The sequence below is a fragment of the Actinoallomurus sp. CA-142502 genome, assembly GCF_050936355.1.
Lineage (GTDB): Bacteria > Actinomycetota > Actinomycetes > Streptosporangiales > Streptosporangiaceae > Actinoallomurus > Actinoallomurus iriomotensis.
In genome coordinates this window covers 1,806,774-1,822,095 of sequence record NZ_JBNJMY010000001.1, presented here as the reverse complement: position 1 = coordinate 1,822,095, position 15,322 = coordinate 1,806,774, and the positions used below count along the sequence as shown (strand labels likewise).

Sequence of the window (15,322 nt, the reverse complement as noted above, 5' to 3'; positions counted from 1 at the left end):
TCCCGGTGTCCCACCCGACGGAGACGTCATCGGTTCGTTCGCCGCCGCGAGACCGTGGTCAGCACCTGACTCAGCCCGAACAGCAGGGTGAACCCGGCGCCGTACAGCACCCCGTCCACGGTGTTGGGGTAGTCCCGCAGGCCGACCGTGCCGGCGAGGTCACCGGCGAGACCGGCGCCGTAACGGGAGGCCAGCCAGGTGCCGACCACCGCCACGACGAGAACCACCCCGAAGACCTGCGGGTCGAACGACTGCCGGCGCTCCACTCCGCGCATCCTGCCCAGCAGCGACGACCGGCTCGCGAAGACGGTCACGAGCACGGCGGCCAGCGCGACCAGGACCAGGAGGGCGATCAGCTTGGCGCCGCCGAGACCGACGAAGTCGTTGGCCGCCGTGCCCCCCGCGGTCAGCACGAAGATCGCCGCATAGACCCACCACGGGAGACGGGCCGCCCGCCGGGTCCGCTCCTGGTGGGTGCGGACCATCGCCAAGGCGTCCGCCGCCTGCCGCTGCTCGTCGTGTTCGTCGCGTTCGTCCATGACCGCCTCCTTCGACTACTTTCCCATAAGGAAAGTACTCACTCCTTTCCGGTTAGGCAAGTAGTCGACGTGTCACGTGCCGCTCAGGGCGTCGAGGTGCGCCAAGGCGTCGGCGACGGATCCCGCCGGGTCGGAGATCGGGTACAGGACCGCACGGATCGTGCGGGCGCGGTCGATGACCAGGCTGAGTCGTTTGAGCCGGTCGACGCCGGCGGTGCGGAAGGTCGGCAGACGCAGCGCCATGGTCAGCTCCAGGTCCTGGTCGGACAGCAGCGAGAACGGGATGCGGTGATGGGCGGCGAACTCGTCGAGCTGGTCGGGACGTTGCGTGCTCACCCCCTGGACGGTCGCGCCGCGCTCGGCGAAGTCGGGTAGCCGGTCGCGGAAGGTGCTCGACTCGAGCGTGCAGCCGGAGGTGCCGGGGATGGTCTCCCAACCCGGCGGGTGGCCGGGAGTCCGCGGCGCCCAGGCGCCGGGGAAGCAGTACAGCACCGTCCACTCGGTGTCGGCGACCGGGTCGGTGCGGCCGTTCCGGCGGTCGGCCAGGCGGTGCGGCGGGAGGCGACGGCCGACGAGGCCGTGCACGCGCGCCGCTTCCGCCGATCCGGGCTTCGTGGTGGCGGTCAGGGATCCGTCACCGAGCAGGAACCGGTCGCCCCAGTCCTGCAGCGCGACGAGGACGGGCAGCAGACCACGCCCCTTCTCCGTGAGGTGGTACTCCGAGCGGGGCGGACGGTCGCTGTACGGACGGCGTTCGACCACCTCGTGCTCGACCAGGGCGTTGAGCCGCTCGGTGAGGACCTTCCGGCTGATGCCGAGCTCGTCGGCCAGGTCGGAGAACCTCGTGATGCCGCCGGCCAGATCGCGGAGCACCAGCAGCGTCCACCAGTCGCCGACCACGCCGAGAGCCTGCGCGATCGCGCAGTCGCCGTCGGCGACCTCGGGGTAGCGCATCCGCCCCGCCTTCCGTGGTGAGATCGCCGCCAGTATAGTCAGTTCCGATTCGGAACTGACTAGGAACGCATCGACGGGCAGGAGACCTCCGTGAGCCGACCGATCGCCGGCGACTTCGACTACGAGACCCACGGCACCGGCTACGCCGTGCGGCGGCGCACCGATCCGCGTATCGCCGCCTACGTCCACGCCGCGCTCGGCGACGCGCGAACCGTGATCAACGTGGGTGCCGGCGCCGGATCGTACGAGCCGACGGACCGTCAGGTCACGCCGGTCGAGCCCTCCGCGTCGATGCGTGCGCAGCGGCCCGCCCACCTGGCCCCCGCGGTCGACGCCGTCGCGGAGGATCTGCCCTTTCCCGACGACGCCTTCGACGCCGCCATGGCCACGGTGACCATCCACCAGTGGTCCGACACCGACGCCGGCCTGCGCGAGCTGCGCCGCGTCAGCCGCGGACCGGTCGTCATCCTGACCTTCGACGGCGACGCCCTGGACCTCCTGTGGCTGGCGGAGTACGCGCCCGAGCTGATCGCCGCCGAACGGCGCCGCTACCCGGACATCGAGCACGTACGGCAGGTGCTCGGCGGCACCGTCACCGTCACGCCGATCCCCATCCCGATCGACTGCGTCGACGGGTTCACCGAGGCCTACTACGCCCGGCCGGAGCGTTTCCTCGACCCGCTCGTCCGGAAGTCGCAGTCCGCCTGGGGGTTCGTCGACCAGCCGGCGATCGACCGCGCCGTCGAACGGCTGCGGACCGACCTAACCGACGGCGAGTGGAACCGCCGTCACGGCCACCTGCTCCGGCAGCCGTCCTTCCTCGGCTCCCTGCGCCTCATCACCGCACTGCCGGACTGACGTCGCGGCCGGTGACGAGCAGGTCATCCAAATTCCTGCCTTTCAACATCCTTTGTGGTGGAATATCGGGCAGAAGTTTGATGATCGTTTCGGGGAGTCGCATTGCCGGGTGAGCTGAGCCTGGAGGCGGGGCTGCTGCTGTCCCAGCGGTACCGGCTGGACGCTCCCATCGGCGCGGGCGGCATGGGCGAGGTCTGGCGCGGGGTCGACCTCGGCCTGAACCGGCCGATCGCGATCAAGATCCTCCCGGCGCAGCTGGCGCAGGACCCGACCGGGGTCGCGCGGTTCCGCCGGGAGGCCGAGTCCGCCGCCGGCCTGCAGCACCCGGGCATCTGTGCGGTCTTCGACATCGACACCCACGGTTCCGTGACGTTCCTGGTGATGGAACTCCTCCAGGGCACCGATCTGGCCAAGCTCCTCGCGGCGAATCCCCGTGGGCTGCCGATCGACCAGGTGGTCGGGCTGGCGGAGCAGATCACCGACGCGCTCGCGGCGGCGCACGCACGCGGGGTCGTTCACCGGGACATCAAGCCGGCCAATCTCTTCCTGCAGCAGGACGGCCGGGTGAAGGTCTGTGACTTCGGCATCGCCCGGCTGGTCGACCGTACGACGCTGACCGCCACCGGCGGGGTGCTCGGCACGCCTCGTTACATGGCGCCGGAGGAGTTCCGCGGTCAGTCGGTCGACCACCGCGTCGACCTCTACGCGCTCGGCGGGGTGCTGTACGAGCTGTTCACGGGGGCGCCCGCGTTCGACGCGGACGACTCGGGACTCGCCGCGATCATGTACAAGCACCTCAACGAGACGCCGCTGCCGCCGCGTTCACACCGTCCGGACCTCCCCATTCACCTCGAACGGCTGGTGCTGGACCTGCTGGCCAAGGCACCCGACCGAAGGCCCGTCAGCGCGGCCGCCGTACGGGACTTCCTGCGCCGGTCCGGGCACACCGCCACTCCTCCCCTCGGCCCACCGCCGTACCTGCGTCCCGTGGAACGCTCCCAGGAGGCGACGACGGTCACCGCGTCCGCCGTCGTCGAGGCACCGAAGAGCCGGAAGGGCCTCGTCGCCGCCGCCGTCGGCGGCGTGCTCGCGGTGGCACTGGCCGGCGCCGGGGCCTTCGCGCTGCTGAACGGTTCCGGCGGCGACGGCGCGAAGGCGAAGAGCACGCCGCGTGCGTCCTCCACCGGGGTGCCGATGCTCCAACCGGTCGGTGAGACGGTGCCCGGCCAGGCCCGGCCCGGTGACCAGTACCCGATCGGCCGGATGGCCATCGTGCCCGTCACCCACGGGGCGCGTACGGACGCGGTGGGGGTGACCGTGACGTCGATCGTCAAGGGATCCCAGGCCGACCTGGCCGGCCTGGCGCTGCCGGGTTCGGACAAGCAGGACACCCCGTACTACGTCCATTTCTCGCTGACCAATCTCGGCCCCGACGACCCGTACCTCGATTTCTCCCCAGCCAACAAGATGGTCGGGATCGACGCCGCGGGCCATTCGGTCACCAGCACCATCACGCTCGACGATCCGAAGGCGTACCCCGGCCAGTGTCGCCCGGTCGCCATCGATGACGGCGGGTTCCGTCACGGGGCCCGTTACGACACGTGCACGGTCATCCTGGAACCCCGGTCCCAGGACATCACCACCGTGCAGTGGTGGGAGAAGCCCTACGACCTTGGCGACGGCCAGGGCGTCGACTGGAAGCGATGAGGGACGATCGTGCACAGCACCCTCGGACAGGTACTGGCCGGGCGATACCGTCTCGACGCGGCGATCGGCACGCTCGGCGCCGGAGCCGGTGAGGTATGGCGTGGGTTCGACCTCCGCCTGAACCGGGTCGTCACCGTGAAGACCTTCGCCGCGCCGACCGCCGCCGACCAGGCGGGCGTCACGGCGTTCCGGCAGGGGGCCGAGAAAGCGGCGGCCGTACGGCACCCCGCGGTCGAGGCGGTGCTGGACATCGGGACCTCCGAGTCCCCCGTGTTCCTGGTGACCGAGTACCTGGAAGGGCAGGACCTGAGAACGGTCCTGGCCGCACAGGGCGGCGGGCTGCCCGTCGGCCAGGTCACCGACGTGGCCACGCGGGTCCTCGACGCCATGACGGCCGCGCATGCCCAGGGCGTCGTTCACGGTGGCCTCACCCCCGCCGACCTGTTCCTGCTCCGCAGCGGGGACGTGAAGCTCTGCAACCTGGGCGTCGGTTCAACGCGGACGGATCCGGCCGATCCCCAGGCGGATCTGCACTCCCTCGGACGCGTCCTCTATGAACTGCTGACCGGTGCACCGCCGGCGGAGTCGCACCCGGTGCCGCCGGCGTCCCGCCGGGCCGATGTGCCGCCGTACCTCGACCGTCTGGTGCTGGGTCTCCTCGCCGAGGGCCCGGCCGGACGGCCACAGAGCGCGGCCGCCGCCCTCGCGGTCCTCCGCGAGGGGATGGGCCCCGCCCCCCGGCCCACGACCGCCTGGCCGTCGGCGAATCCCTCATCGGCGGACTCGACCGTCGACGACCACGTGCCGAGCGGAACCACGAGGAAGAGCGGCCGAGGGCGTCTGGCGGCGGAGATCGCCGGTGCCGTCGTACTCGTGGTGGCCGCGGCGACCGCCGGCTACCTCGTGCACGGCGGTACGAAGACCAAGGCGCCGTCGCGCCCGGTGGCCGGCAAGCCCACCGCGGGCACCACGGGCACCACGGCCCCGGCGCCGCCCGGTGTCAGCCCGAAGTCGCCCCCGGTGGTCGCGGGCTGGCAGGTCGTGGTCTCCCCCGACTTCGGCGTGGTGTACGACGTCCCGCCGGGTTGGAAGGTGGAGGCCCCCGGCACGGGTGTGGGCCTCGCCGACGCCAGCGGGAACGTCGCCGTCGGTTCCAACGGCGTCGCCGACATCAGCCGGGACGGCACCGACGGCAACACCTGTGCGATCGTCCAGTCGGGACTGTTCGGTGGCGCGGGCATCACCTCGGCCTCCTCCGGTCAGCTGGAGTCCCTCGACACGGCCGCCACTCACAACGCGCTCCAGTGGGCGAACTTCGGTTACCAGCTCGGCGGGGTGCTTCCCCGCACGGTGCTGAAGACCGGGGAACATCCCACGATCGGCGGCCTCAAGGCCGTGCTCCAGGGCGTCGCCGTGACGACGAAGGGCGGCAAGGGCACCGCGTGCGAACCGAACGGAGGCACGCTGTACATGGCGGAATTCGCCTCACGGCAGGGCGCGCCCGTCAGCTTCTACGTCTTCTCCAACAGCACCGGTCCGGGGAACGTGAGCGACGCGACGCTGCGGCGGATCGTCGGCACGATTCGCCCCCTGGCCTGAGCCGAGGACCCACCGCGTCCGCCCGTTACCAGGGCACCACCCCGGCGTCGTCGAAGAACCCGCCGGTCGGGCCGTCGTCGGGCAGGGTCGCGAGCCGGATCGCGATGGCCGCGCCCTGTTCGGGCGTACGGACGCCGCGGAAGCCGTTGAGGTCGGTCGCGCAGTAGCCGGGGCAGCCGGCGTTGATCAGGATGTTCGTGTCGCTCAGCTCCTTGGCGTACTGCACGGTGACGGCGTTGAGGAACGTCTTCGACGGCGCGTACGCGGCGGAGATCGGGCCCGTCTCGGCGCCGGGAGTGCTCTGCCGGGTGAGGGAGCCGACGGTGCTGGACATGTTCACGATCCGCGGCGACGCCGAGCGGCGCAGCAGCGGCAGCATCGCGTTGGTGACGCGGATGACGCCGATCACGTTGGTCTCCACGGCCGTCCGTACGGTCGCGGGGTCGACCAGGGTGGGCTCCTGCGGCAGGCCGCCGGTCACCCCGGCGTTGTTGACGAGCACGTCGAGGCGGCCGGCCCGCTCCTCGATCAGCGCGACGGCCGCGGCCACGCTCGCGTCGTCGGTCACGTCGAGCGGCACGCCGAACGCGTCGACGCCGGCCGCGCGCAGCTTCTCCACGGCGGCCTCCCCGCGCTTCTCGTCCCGGGCGCCGATCCCGACGCTCCAGCCGAGAGCCCCCAGGCCGGCCGCGATTTCCTGGCCGATCCCCTTGTTCGCGCCGGTGACCAGCGCGATCGTCTTTTCGCTCATGCCTTCGATCCTGTCCGCGCCCCGGCCCGGCCGCCAACATCGTCTGGGTGGGCGGCGATACCTCCCCGGTATCGATTGCCGGTACCGTGGCGGCATGGAGACGCGGGAGCTGCGATACTTCGTCGCCGTCGCCGAGGAGCTGCACTTCGGCCGGGCCGCGCAGCGCCTCGGGATCGCGCAGCCGCCGTTGTCGCGGGCGATCCAGCAGCTCGAACGGCGCCTCGGGGTGGCGCTGCTCGAACGCACCAGCCGCACCGTCACGCTGACCGAGGCCGGGTCGGTGCTGCTGCGCGAGGGCCGGGCGGCCCTCGACGCCGTGGACGCCGCCGACCGCCGCACCCGCCGCGCCGCGACCGGCCGGCCCGGCCTGGTTCTCGTCACGAAGGCCGGAGCGTCCGGCGACCTGCTGCGCAAACTGCTCGACGCGTACGCCGCCGAACCCGGCGCGGTCACCGTCGACGTGCTCCTGTGCGGACCCGCCGAGCAGGAGCCGCTGCTGCGCGACGGACGGGCCGACGTGGCGCTGCTGCACCGGCCGTTCGACTCGACGACCGGATTCGACACCGAGGAGCTGTGCACGGAGGGGCAGGTCGCGCTCCTGCCGGCCGGACACCCCCTTACCACCCGGGCCCATCTGCAGATGGCCGACGTCACCGCGCTGCCCGGCCTGCCGATGCCACGATGGCCCGCCCCCGACGGGACGTACCCGGACGGCCCCGGTCCGCGGGTTCGCGACAGTGCGCAGCTGTTCCAGCTGATCGCGCTCGGCCGGGCCTCCGCGGTCCTGCCCGAGTCGTGCCGAACCCATCTGCGCGGCGACCTCGTCGCCGTGCCGGTGCTCGACGCGCCGACGGTGACGACGGTGATCGCGTGGCCGCCGCACAGCCGATCCCGGGCCGTCGCCGGGCTCGTGCGAGCGGCGACCCGTCTCTAGCCCTTGTCCGGCGTTCCGGTCTCGCATTAGCGTGCCGCGGTGGACCTCTTCTCGCGTTCCTGGACGGCGTTGCGCACGGCGGTCGCCGAGCTCCCGGACGAGGACTTCGCGCGGCCGTCGGGCTGTGCCGGCTGGCTCGTTCGCGACCTGGTGTGCCACCTGGTCATCGACGCCCAGGACGTCCTGATCACTCTGGTCACGCCCGCCGAGACCGAACCGACCGTGGACGCGGTCACGTACTGGAACATCGTCGAACCCCCGACCGGCGAGGACCCGCTCGACGCGCTGATCCCCCGGCTGGCCGCCGCGTACGGCGAGCCGCGGTGGCTCAAGTTCCACCTCGACGACGTCGGTTCCGCCGCGGGCCGCGCGGCCGAGCTCGCCGATCCGGCCGCTCGCGTCGGCACCCGCGGCGAGGTGCTCACCGCCGGCGACTACCTGTCCGCGTACGTGCTCGAATGGACCCTGCACCACCTGGACCTGATCGCGCACCTGCCCTCGGCCGCCGAGCCGCCGGCCGAGACCATGGCGGCGGCGCGCGCGTCGCTGGAGAGGATCGCCGCAAGCCCGTTCCCCGCCTCGGTCGCCGACAGGGACGCACTGCTCATCGGTACCGGACGTCGCACGCCCACCGACGAGGAAAAGACCGTGCTGGGCGATCTCGCCGTAAGGCTCCCGCTCATCCTCGGATAACAGGGCATACAAGCGGCGACTTGTCGCTTGCCGCCTACCCCGGTTCGATCACCATGACCGGGCGCCCGGCGGGCCGTACCGCGGATGACCACGTTCCCCGCACGTCCCTGCGACTCTGACCGCGCTCACGTCCCATCAGCGCGGGACCTCCCGCTGCGTCCAGCGCAGGGTCTTCTCGTCGACGATGTCGATCTTCTTGCCGACGATGGAGGCGTCCTCCTCGAAGGAGCACTGGTGGCCCGACTTCGTGTGCCTGCACTCGACCTTGTCGCCGTAGGCGACCATGAAGTCGTCACCGGAGTGGGTGAGGGCCTGCACGGTCACCTTCACCTTCTTCGAACTCTTGCGCTCGGTGTGGATGGACTGGACGGTCGGCGGCAGGAATCTCTCCCAGTCGTACGTGGCGTCGGCCTTGGAGTACTTCCACTGCGGGTCCAGGAACTCCTTCTCGAGGTGCGCGACCGCCGCCGGGTTCTCGATGAAGTAGCCGTCGTCCTGTAGGAAGGCGGGATAGGCGTTCTTGGAGCCGAGATAGAAGACGCGGTCGTCGACCACGACCAGCTTGGTGTGCTGGGCGTAGGTGCAGGGTTTCTTGGCGTCGTCGCAGTCGATGACCTTGCCGCGGTCATCGGTCGCCTTGCCCTTCCAGTAGGGCTTGTCGCTGCTGCGCAGCGAGGCGTACTGGAGGGTGTCCCGCATGACCGTGTCGGCCGCGCGGTCACTGCCCGCCTGGAGTGCGATCCGCTTGCGCAGCAGGTTCGAGAACTGCCCCATGTTCTTCATGGTGGAGTAGGAGTCCTCGTTGCCGGGCGTGGAGATGACGATGCGGACCTTCACCCCCTTGATCATCTTGGCTGCGACGTTGTCGAGCAGCCGCAGGTCGCCCAGTGGCTGGACGGCCTTGATGGGCCCGCCGATGGCGGCGCACCAGCCGTACAGGTCCTGCTGGGAGAACACGATGGAGCGGGTGGCGGTGGCCACCATCTCCCGCAGCGCCGTTTCCTCAGGGTTGACGGTCTGGTAGTCCCGGTCGAGGTTGACGACGTCCTTGTCGGCGTAGCTCAGGTCGCACTTGGCGTCTTCGGGCCGCTTGAGGGCGGGCAGTTGGTAGGTCGAGGAGGGATCCTTGGCCTGGATGCCGACGCCCAGCCCGCCGACCTCCAGCATGTCGAGGTCGCCGGCCTTGGCCGCGGCGGGAGGCCGCAGGCGGGAGACGCAGCCCCCGCCCGACTGGTACACCCATGATCCGGTGGTGGCCAGCCAGTTCAGCTTGTTGCGGTTGGCGCAGGTCCAGTCCCAGAGCCGGTTGATGTAGCCGGTCGCCGACATGGCCGCGGGGCCTCGGATGGCCATCATCATGTCGGTGACGGGCTTGGGGGTCTGCACGTAGTTGTTGGTGTAGGTGTTGACGCCGCCGGTGATGACGGTCCGCCCGTCGACGACGATCAGCTTGGAGTGGTTCCAGGAGGGCGTGTAGCCGCCTTTCGGGACGAGGGGCGTCCCCGCGTAGGACGTGGTCATCGTCGCCACGTGGAACTCGACATTGCCGGCCGAGGAACCGATCGTCTTCTTCGCGGCCTTGATCCAGTCGTCGCCGTTCACCGTCGCGGGCAGTACCGGCGCGCCCAGCAACATCCTGAAGATGATCTTGTGTTTGCCGGCCGCCTTCTTCAGCCCGGCGACGATGGCGTCGCGGAAGGCACCGTCGGGATAGGTGCCGCACGGCGAGGGGAGCTGCGCGATCAGCTTCTCCGGACAGCCGAGCGAGGTGATGTCGACGGTCTTGGAGGCCTCGCCGATATTGGCGGTGATCTTGTCCAGGAGCCGTTTCGTGCCCGGCCGGTCGCTCCGCGGGCAGGGGTCGTGCCCCCAGCACTGCGGTGTCTGCAACAGCCAGTCGCCCGCCGAGTCGTCCAGGCGGTTGCCGCCGGTGCGTTCCCAGACCTGGTGTTCCAGCCCCGGCGACACGTGCCGGACGGCCTTCTCGATCCGGTCGAGGTACGGAGTCGGCGACACCGCGGCCGCGGCCACCCCGCGCTCGGCCGCCGGGGCCATCGAAGAGGAAACGGCGGCGATGAACGCCGTCACCGCCACCGCGCTCATGGTCATTCTCATATTCGCCAGTCAAGCCAGCCGGAGACGCTCGCAGGTCACCGGCCACGCCGAGCGCGGGTAAAGCCCTGACCGAGAAAGCACAGCGATATTTCTAGGCAACCCGACTGAGCATCGTTCTCCCTCTCGTTGGGCAGGTGCCCTGACGCTAGGAAGGCCCGGTACACGCGGGGTACACGGCGGCCGGGGATCAGACGAAGCGGTACGGCGTGAGGTACTGCGGGAGTACGACCTTGGTGCGCGGGCTGATCTTCCGCACCGCCGCGACGAAGGCGTCGAGGTGCGGCTTGACCTGCGGATCGGGCTTCGGGGGGTTCGTAAGCTCGGTCTCGAAGTCGTCCCAGTGGACCGGGACGACGACCGAGGGCCGGCCCAGGGCCGTGAGGATCCGCTCGGCGTACGCGTAGGTCGAGTCGCTGGCCTGCATCGCGATCATCGCGATATCCGGGGACAGGCCGGCCACATTGCGTTCGACGAAGTCGCTGCCGCCCATGAGGAACACCGACGGGCCGTTCTTGACGGTCACCTGGTAGGCGAGGGTGTCGCCTTCGGGCAGATCGGCGACGGTCTGTGGCTTCTCCGGCCGGGTGAGCCGCACGCCCGGCAGCGCGACCGAGTACGCGGCGTTACGGCTGTGCAGGGAGGCGATGACCTCGACGGTGTAGGAACCGAAGTCGAGCACCTCGCCGCCCTTGACCAGCCCGAGCTGACCGGACGGCACGTCGGAGGCCAGCGCCAGGTTGTAGGTCGTCATCGTGCCGATGACCCGCGCGCCGGTCCGCTGGGCGATGTAGGGCACGTCGTTGAAGTGGTCCCAGTGCGAGTGGGTCACCAGGACGGTCTCCGGCTTGCCGACGTGCTGGTCGATGGTCCCGGTGGCCACCGTCAGTTCGGTCGTCGGATCGAACGGCCCGGTGAACATGCCGGTGTCGTACCGGCTGAGGTACGGGTCGACGAGCAGAGTCCGCGCCCCGACGTCGATCCTCCACCCCGCCGTTCCGAACCAGCGGAACGTCGCGGCCGCCCTTCTGCCGTTCGCGCCGGGCGACGCCGCCCGCTTCTCATCGGCCGCCGACGCCGCGTACGCTCCCCCACTCGCCACCGACACGACGGTGGCGCCGACGGTCGCGCTTCGCAGGAAACGCCGCCGGTCGACCCGCTTTCCGGACACGCTGAATCTCCCCCTTGTGATGGGCGTACGACTGATCAGGGCGCATTCGACCACCGGGCCACCGGCCGCGTCCAAGATCAGCGAGGCGGCTGGCTCATAGGGGAACGAATATGAGGCCACGTCGGCACGGGCACGCGGCTCCGATCACACCGGTCGTTTCGCTCGTCACGGGTCAGGACGCGCGCAGCGCCTCGACGGCGGCGTGGGCGGCCTCCCCCATCGCCAGGTCGACGTCGATGCGGCGCGGATCCAGCCGGTCGGCGCGCGCGAAGATCGCGATGGCGTACCGGCGGCCGTCGGGATACTCGGCGACCCCGGCCTCGTTGTGCAGGCCGGGCAGGGTGCCGGACTTCGCGGCGACGTGCACCGCCGGCGGGAAGCCGCTGGGGATGCGGGTCCAGGAGAGCTGGTGCCTCATCAGCTCCCGGACCATGGCGCACGCCGGTCGCGGACCGGCCTCGTCGCGCCAGATGAGGCGCAGCAGGCGGGTGATGTCCCGTGGAGTGCTCGAGGTGGTGCGCTCCGGGTCCAACACCCGCAGCGCCCGTACGCGCTCCTCCGGAAGGGTCGGGAAGACCTCGGCGAACTCCGCCTCGGTCCGCGCGCCGACGTCGGCGAACACCGACGCCAGGAGCTCCCGCGGCCCGCCGGTCACCCGGGTGCGCGTCAGGCCGAGCTCGCCGGCGAGCAGTTGGAGGGTGTCCGGGCCGATGCGACGCATGAGCAGGTCGGCCGCCGTGTTGTCGCTGATCGACATCGCGAAGTAGGCGAGGTCGCGCAGCGACGCCTCGACGTCGTCGGCGCATCCCGCCATCCCCCAGCCGCCGAGCCGGTCCTCGGCGCGCACGAGAAGCCGCTCGGTCGGGTCGATCTGGCCGGCGGCGACCTGCCGGGCGAACTCCAGCACGAGAAGGATCTTGAATACCGACGCGATGACGACCTGGCCGTCGGGCTCGACCCCGACCTCTCGGCCGTCGTCGACGTCGACCACGTGGAGCCCGGCGGTGACGCCCACGGAGGTGAACGTCCGGGCGATGAGATCCTCCGTCCGCACCGGCTCACGGTATCGCCGTATCGGCCCGGCGCCTCCCATAGGCGATCGCCTATCGTGGCGGGGTGGATCTGTCGCGGCACCTGCGGTACTTCGTCGTCACGGCCGAGGAGCTCCATTTCGGCCGGGCCGCGGAGATCATCGGCATCGCCCAGCCGCCGCTCAGCCAGTCGATCCAGCGGCTCGAGCGGGAGCTCGGCGTCACGCTGTTCGACCGGTCCCGGCGCCAGGCGGAGCTGACGACCGCCGGTCGCCTCCTCCTCGACGAGGCACGGGACCTGCTGGCCCGCGAGCAACGGCTGCGCACCCTGATGCGCAAGGCCGCCGACGGCGCGCTCGGCACCCTGCGCGCCGGCGTCCCACCGGAGACGCCGGCGGTGTCGCTGCAGGCGCTGTCCCGCCGGCTCGGCGAGGAGGTCCCCGAGCTCGACGTCGACCTGCAGGAGCTGACGACCGCCGAGCAGCTGCGCCTGCTCGCCTCGGGCGACCTCGACGTCGGCCTGGTGCACCATCCGGTGGAGGCGGCCGGCCTGCGGTTCGGTCCGGCCGTCGACGTTCCGCTGGGAGTCGTCATGCCCCGTACGTCACCACTCGCGCGGCTGCCCGAGGTGGCGTTCGGCGACCTCGACGGTCACGGCCTCATCCTCGCCCCGAGAGCGACGGCGCACGGCTGGCACGACCACGTACTCGAGGTCTGCCGGGAACACGGCTTCACCCCGGCGGCGCTGCGGCACGCCCGCAACCCGGAGTTCCTGCTCGGCCTGGTGCTCGGCGGGCACGGCGTGGCGTTCGAGCAGGAGGCGATGGCCCGCCGCGAGCCGCGCGTGGCGTGGCGCCCGCTCACGGACCGGCCCCTGCTGCGGAGCGTGTCGGCCGCCTGGCCGGCCGAGACGGCACACCCGGCGGCACCGAGGTTCGCCTCGATCGCGGCGGACGTCATCGCCGCCGACCACGCCCTGCCTTCGCCCGCCGCTCCCGCCGTGTCACGGCCGTGGTCGGTGGTCTACGACGCGAGCCGGTGACCGCGGCCACGAGGCCACACCTCGGCATGGTTCGCGGGTCAACCGATCGGTGGATCGGCTCGACCGTCCGGTCCACCCGGTCGTTCAGTCCGTGACCTGGGAGATTTCGCCGGGCGGTCGATACCGCGTCCGGGCGGATCTCGCGAGGCTGAGGGCATGCCAGCAGTGATCGAGGTGCGGAATCTGCACAAGAGCTATGGGGACACCGTGGCGGTCGACGATGTCTCCTTCACCGTCCAGGAGGGAGAGATCTTCGGGATCCTCGGCCCGAACGGCGCCGGCAAGACCACGACGGTGGAGTGCGTCGAAGGTCTGCGCAGGCCGGACCGGGGTGAGATCAGCGTGCTCGGGCTCGACCCGCAGCGGGACCGGGCCGAGCTGACCGAGGCGCTCGGCGTGCAGCTCCAGGACGGCGCGCTGCCCGACCGGCTGAAGGTCGGGGAGGCGCTCGCGCTCTACAGCTCCTTCTACCGGGCTCCGGCGGACTGGCGTGCGCTGATGGACGAGCTCGGGCTCGCGAGCAAGAGCTCGACGATGTACGGGAAGCTGTCCGGCGGCCAGAAGCAGCGGCTCTCGATCGCGCTGGCGCTGATCGGGAACCCGCGGGTGGCGGTGCTCGACGAGCTGACCACCGGCCTCGACCCTCAGGCCAGGCGTGACACCTGGCAGCTGATCGAGGACGTGCGATCCCGCGGCGTCACGATCGTGCTCGTCACCCACTTCATGGAGGAGGCCGAGCGGCTGTGTGACCGGATCGCGGTGATCGACACGGGCCGCGTCGTCGTGGTGGACACCCCGGCCGGGCTGACCGAGCGGGTGCAGACCGAGCAGCGGATCCGCTTCCAGCCGTCCGTACCGTTCGACGACGCACTGCTGACCGGCCTGCCCGACGTGACCGGCGTCGTCCACAGGGGCGACGTCGTGGTGGTCACGGGCAATGACAACGCGCTGAACGCGGTCACCTCCGTACTGGCCCGCAACAACATCGTGGCGCAGCGACTGCGCGTGGAGCAGGCCAGCCTGGAGGACGCCTTCGTCGCGTTGACCGGCCGGCGCCCGGAGACCGAGCAGCACGCGAACCAGGGCCGGGCCGCCCAGGGCCAGGCCAGGACCGGAAGGAAGTGACCATGTCCGTCACCACCACCGCGGCGCCGCGGGCGACCGGGTCGCGTTCCGGGCTCGGGCGGCTCGCCGTCACCGAGCTGAGGCTCTTCATCCGCGAGCGGGTCGGGCCCATCTGGGGCGTCGGACTCCCGCTGGTGCTGCTCGTCGTCTTCGGCAGCATCCCCTCCTTCAAGGAGCCGCAGCGGGATTTCGGCGGCGCCACCAAACTCGAGATCTACGTGCCCGTTCTGATCGCGTTCTCGATCGCGCTCCTGGCGCTCAGCTCGCTGCCGACGGTGCTGGCCGGCTACCGGGAGAAAGGCGTCCTGCGCCGCCTGCGGACGACGCCGGTGGGCCCGGCCCGGCTGCTCACCGCCCAGCTCGTGGTCAACGTCGCCGTCACCATGGTCACGGTGATCGCCCTCCTCGTGGTGGCGAGTGTGGCGTACGGCGTGGCCCTGCCGAAGCAACCGGCGGGGTTCGTCATCGGCGTACTCTTCGCCGCCGCCGATCTGCAGGCGGTCGGCCTGTTCGTCGCCGCGACGGCCGGGAGCGGGCGGACCGCCCAGGCGGTCGGCACGCTCCTGTTCTTCCCGATGATGTTCTTCGCCGGCCTGTGGATCCCCATCGCCCAGATGCCCGGCCCGCTGCGCTCCATCAGCCACGGCACTCCGCTCGGCGCGGCGGTCCAGGCACTGCTGCGGGCCTCCGCGGGACACTGGCCCAACGGGTGGCAACTGCTGGTCATGGCGGCGTACGCGCTGGTGCTGGGGCTGGCCGCCGCTAAATTGTTCCGCTGGGAGTAGTTCGTAGCGGGAAGGATGCAG

Annotated in this window: 14 protein-coding genes; 8 read left to right on the top strand and 6 right to left on the bottom strand. The window is 71.0% G+C overall.

What is annotated here, in order from left to right:
• Positions 1-26: 26 nt before the first annotated feature.
• Positions 27-539, bottom strand: coding sequence for a hypothetical protein (locus ACQEV1_RS08960; protein WP_433392965.1), 513 nt, complete (start codon positions 537-539; stop codon positions 27-29).
• A gap of 72 nt (positions 540-611) precedes the next feature.
• The gene (locus ACQEV1_RS08955) at positions 612-1,493 is read right to left on the bottom strand and encodes a winged helix-turn-helix transcriptional regulator (RefSeq protein ID WP_433392963.1); all 882 of its coding nucleotides are present in this window, start codon (positions 1,491-1,493) and stop codon (positions 612-614) included.
• Positions 1,494-1,583: 90 nt separating this feature from the next.
• Between ACQEV1_RS08955 and ACQEV1_RS08950 the strand changes: the two genes are divergently transcribed.
• The 3 genes from ACQEV1_RS08950 (at position 1,584) to ACQEV1_RS08940 (ending at position 5,657) form a co-directional block, all read left to right on the top strand.
• Positions 1,584-2,351, top strand: coding sequence for a class I SAM-dependent methyltransferase (locus tag ACQEV1_RS08950; RefSeq protein ID WP_433392961.1), 768 nt, complete (start codon positions 1,584-1,586; stop codon positions 2,349-2,351).
• 102 nt (positions 2,352-2,453) lie between these two features.
• Positions 2,454-4,058, top strand: coding sequence for a serine/threonine-protein kinase (locus tag ACQEV1_RS08945; RefSeq protein WP_433392959.1), 1,605 nt, complete (start codon positions 2,454-2,456; stop codon positions 4,056-4,058).
• 9 nt (positions 4,059-4,067) lie between these two features.
• Positions 4,068-5,657: a serine/threonine-protein kinase gene (locus ACQEV1_RS08940; protein ID WP_433392957.1), complete on the top strand. Its 1,590-nt coding sequence runs from the start codon at positions 4,068-4,070 to the stop codon at positions 5,655-5,657.
• Positions 5,658-5,682: 25 nt separating this feature from the next.
• Here the strand turns inward: ACQEV1_RS08940 and ACQEV1_RS08935 are convergent, their stop codons facing one another.
• The gene (locus ACQEV1_RS08935) at positions 5,683-6,408 is read right to left on the bottom strand and encodes an SDR family oxidoreductase (RefSeq protein ID WP_433392955.1); all 726 of its coding nucleotides are present in this window, start codon (positions 6,406-6,408) and stop codon (positions 5,683-5,685) included.
• Positions 6,409-6,502: 94 nt separating this feature from the next.
• On the opposite strand from ACQEV1_RS08935, the gene ACQEV1_RS08930 reads away from it, so the two are divergent.
• Positions 6,503-7,342 carry a LysR family transcriptional regulator gene (locus ACQEV1_RS08930; RefSeq protein ID WP_285621183.1) on the top strand — a complete coding sequence of 280 codons (840 nt, stop codon included), beginning with the start codon at positions 6,503-6,505 and terminating at the stop codon, positions 7,340-7,342.
• Positions 7,343-7,381: 39 nt separating this feature from the next.
• Positions 7,382-8,035 carry a maleylpyruvate isomerase N-terminal domain-containing protein gene (locus tag ACQEV1_RS08925; RefSeq protein WP_285621184.1) on the top strand — a complete coding sequence of 218 codons (654 nt, stop codon included), beginning with the start codon at positions 7,382-7,384 and terminating at the stop codon, positions 8,033-8,035.
• 135 nt (positions 8,036-8,170) lie between these two features.
• On the opposite strand, the gene ACQEV1_RS08920 is transcribed toward ACQEV1_RS08925, so the two are convergent.
• From ACQEV1_RS08920 to ACQEV1_RS08910, 3 genes are all read right to left on the bottom strand, one after another.
• Positions 8,171-10,138: a hypothetical protein gene (locus tag ACQEV1_RS08920; RefSeq protein WP_433392952.1), complete on the bottom strand. Its 1,968-nt coding sequence runs from the start codon at positions 10,136-10,138 to the stop codon at positions 8,171-8,173.
• 199 nt (positions 10,139-10,337) lie between these two features.
• Positions 10,338-11,318: an MBL fold metallo-hydrolase gene (locus tag ACQEV1_RS08915; protein WP_433392950.1), complete on the bottom strand. Its 981-nt coding sequence runs from the start codon at positions 11,316-11,318 to the stop codon at positions 10,338-10,340.
• Between the two features lie 172 nt (positions 11,319-11,490).
• Positions 11,491-12,372, bottom strand: coding sequence for a serine hydrolase (locus ACQEV1_RS08910; RefSeq protein ID WP_285621190.1), 882 nt, complete (start codon positions 12,370-12,372; stop codon positions 11,491-11,493).
• 62 nt (positions 12,373-12,434) lie between these two features.
• Between ACQEV1_RS08910 and ACQEV1_RS08905 the strand changes: the two genes are divergently transcribed.
• The 3 genes from ACQEV1_RS08905 (at position 12,435) to ACQEV1_RS08895 (ending at position 15,301) form a co-directional block, all read left to right on the top strand.
• The gene (locus ACQEV1_RS08905; protein ID WP_433392947.1) at positions 12,435-13,391 is read left to right on the top strand and encodes a LysR family transcriptional regulator; all 957 of its coding nucleotides are present in this window, start codon (positions 12,435-12,437) and stop codon (positions 13,389-13,391) included.
• Between the two features lie 156 nt (positions 13,392-13,547).
• Entirely contained in the window at positions 13,548-14,516 is a 969-nt protein-coding gene (locus ACQEV1_RS08900; protein WP_433392945.1) for an ABC transporter ATP-binding protein, read from the top strand.
• 2 nt (positions 14,517-14,518) lie between these two features.
• Positions 14,519-15,301: an ABC transporter permease gene (locus ACQEV1_RS08895; RefSeq protein ID WP_433392943.1), complete on the top strand. Its 783-nt coding sequence runs from the start codon at positions 14,519-14,521 to the stop codon at positions 15,299-15,301.
• Positions 15,302-15,322: the final 21 nt, after the last annotated feature.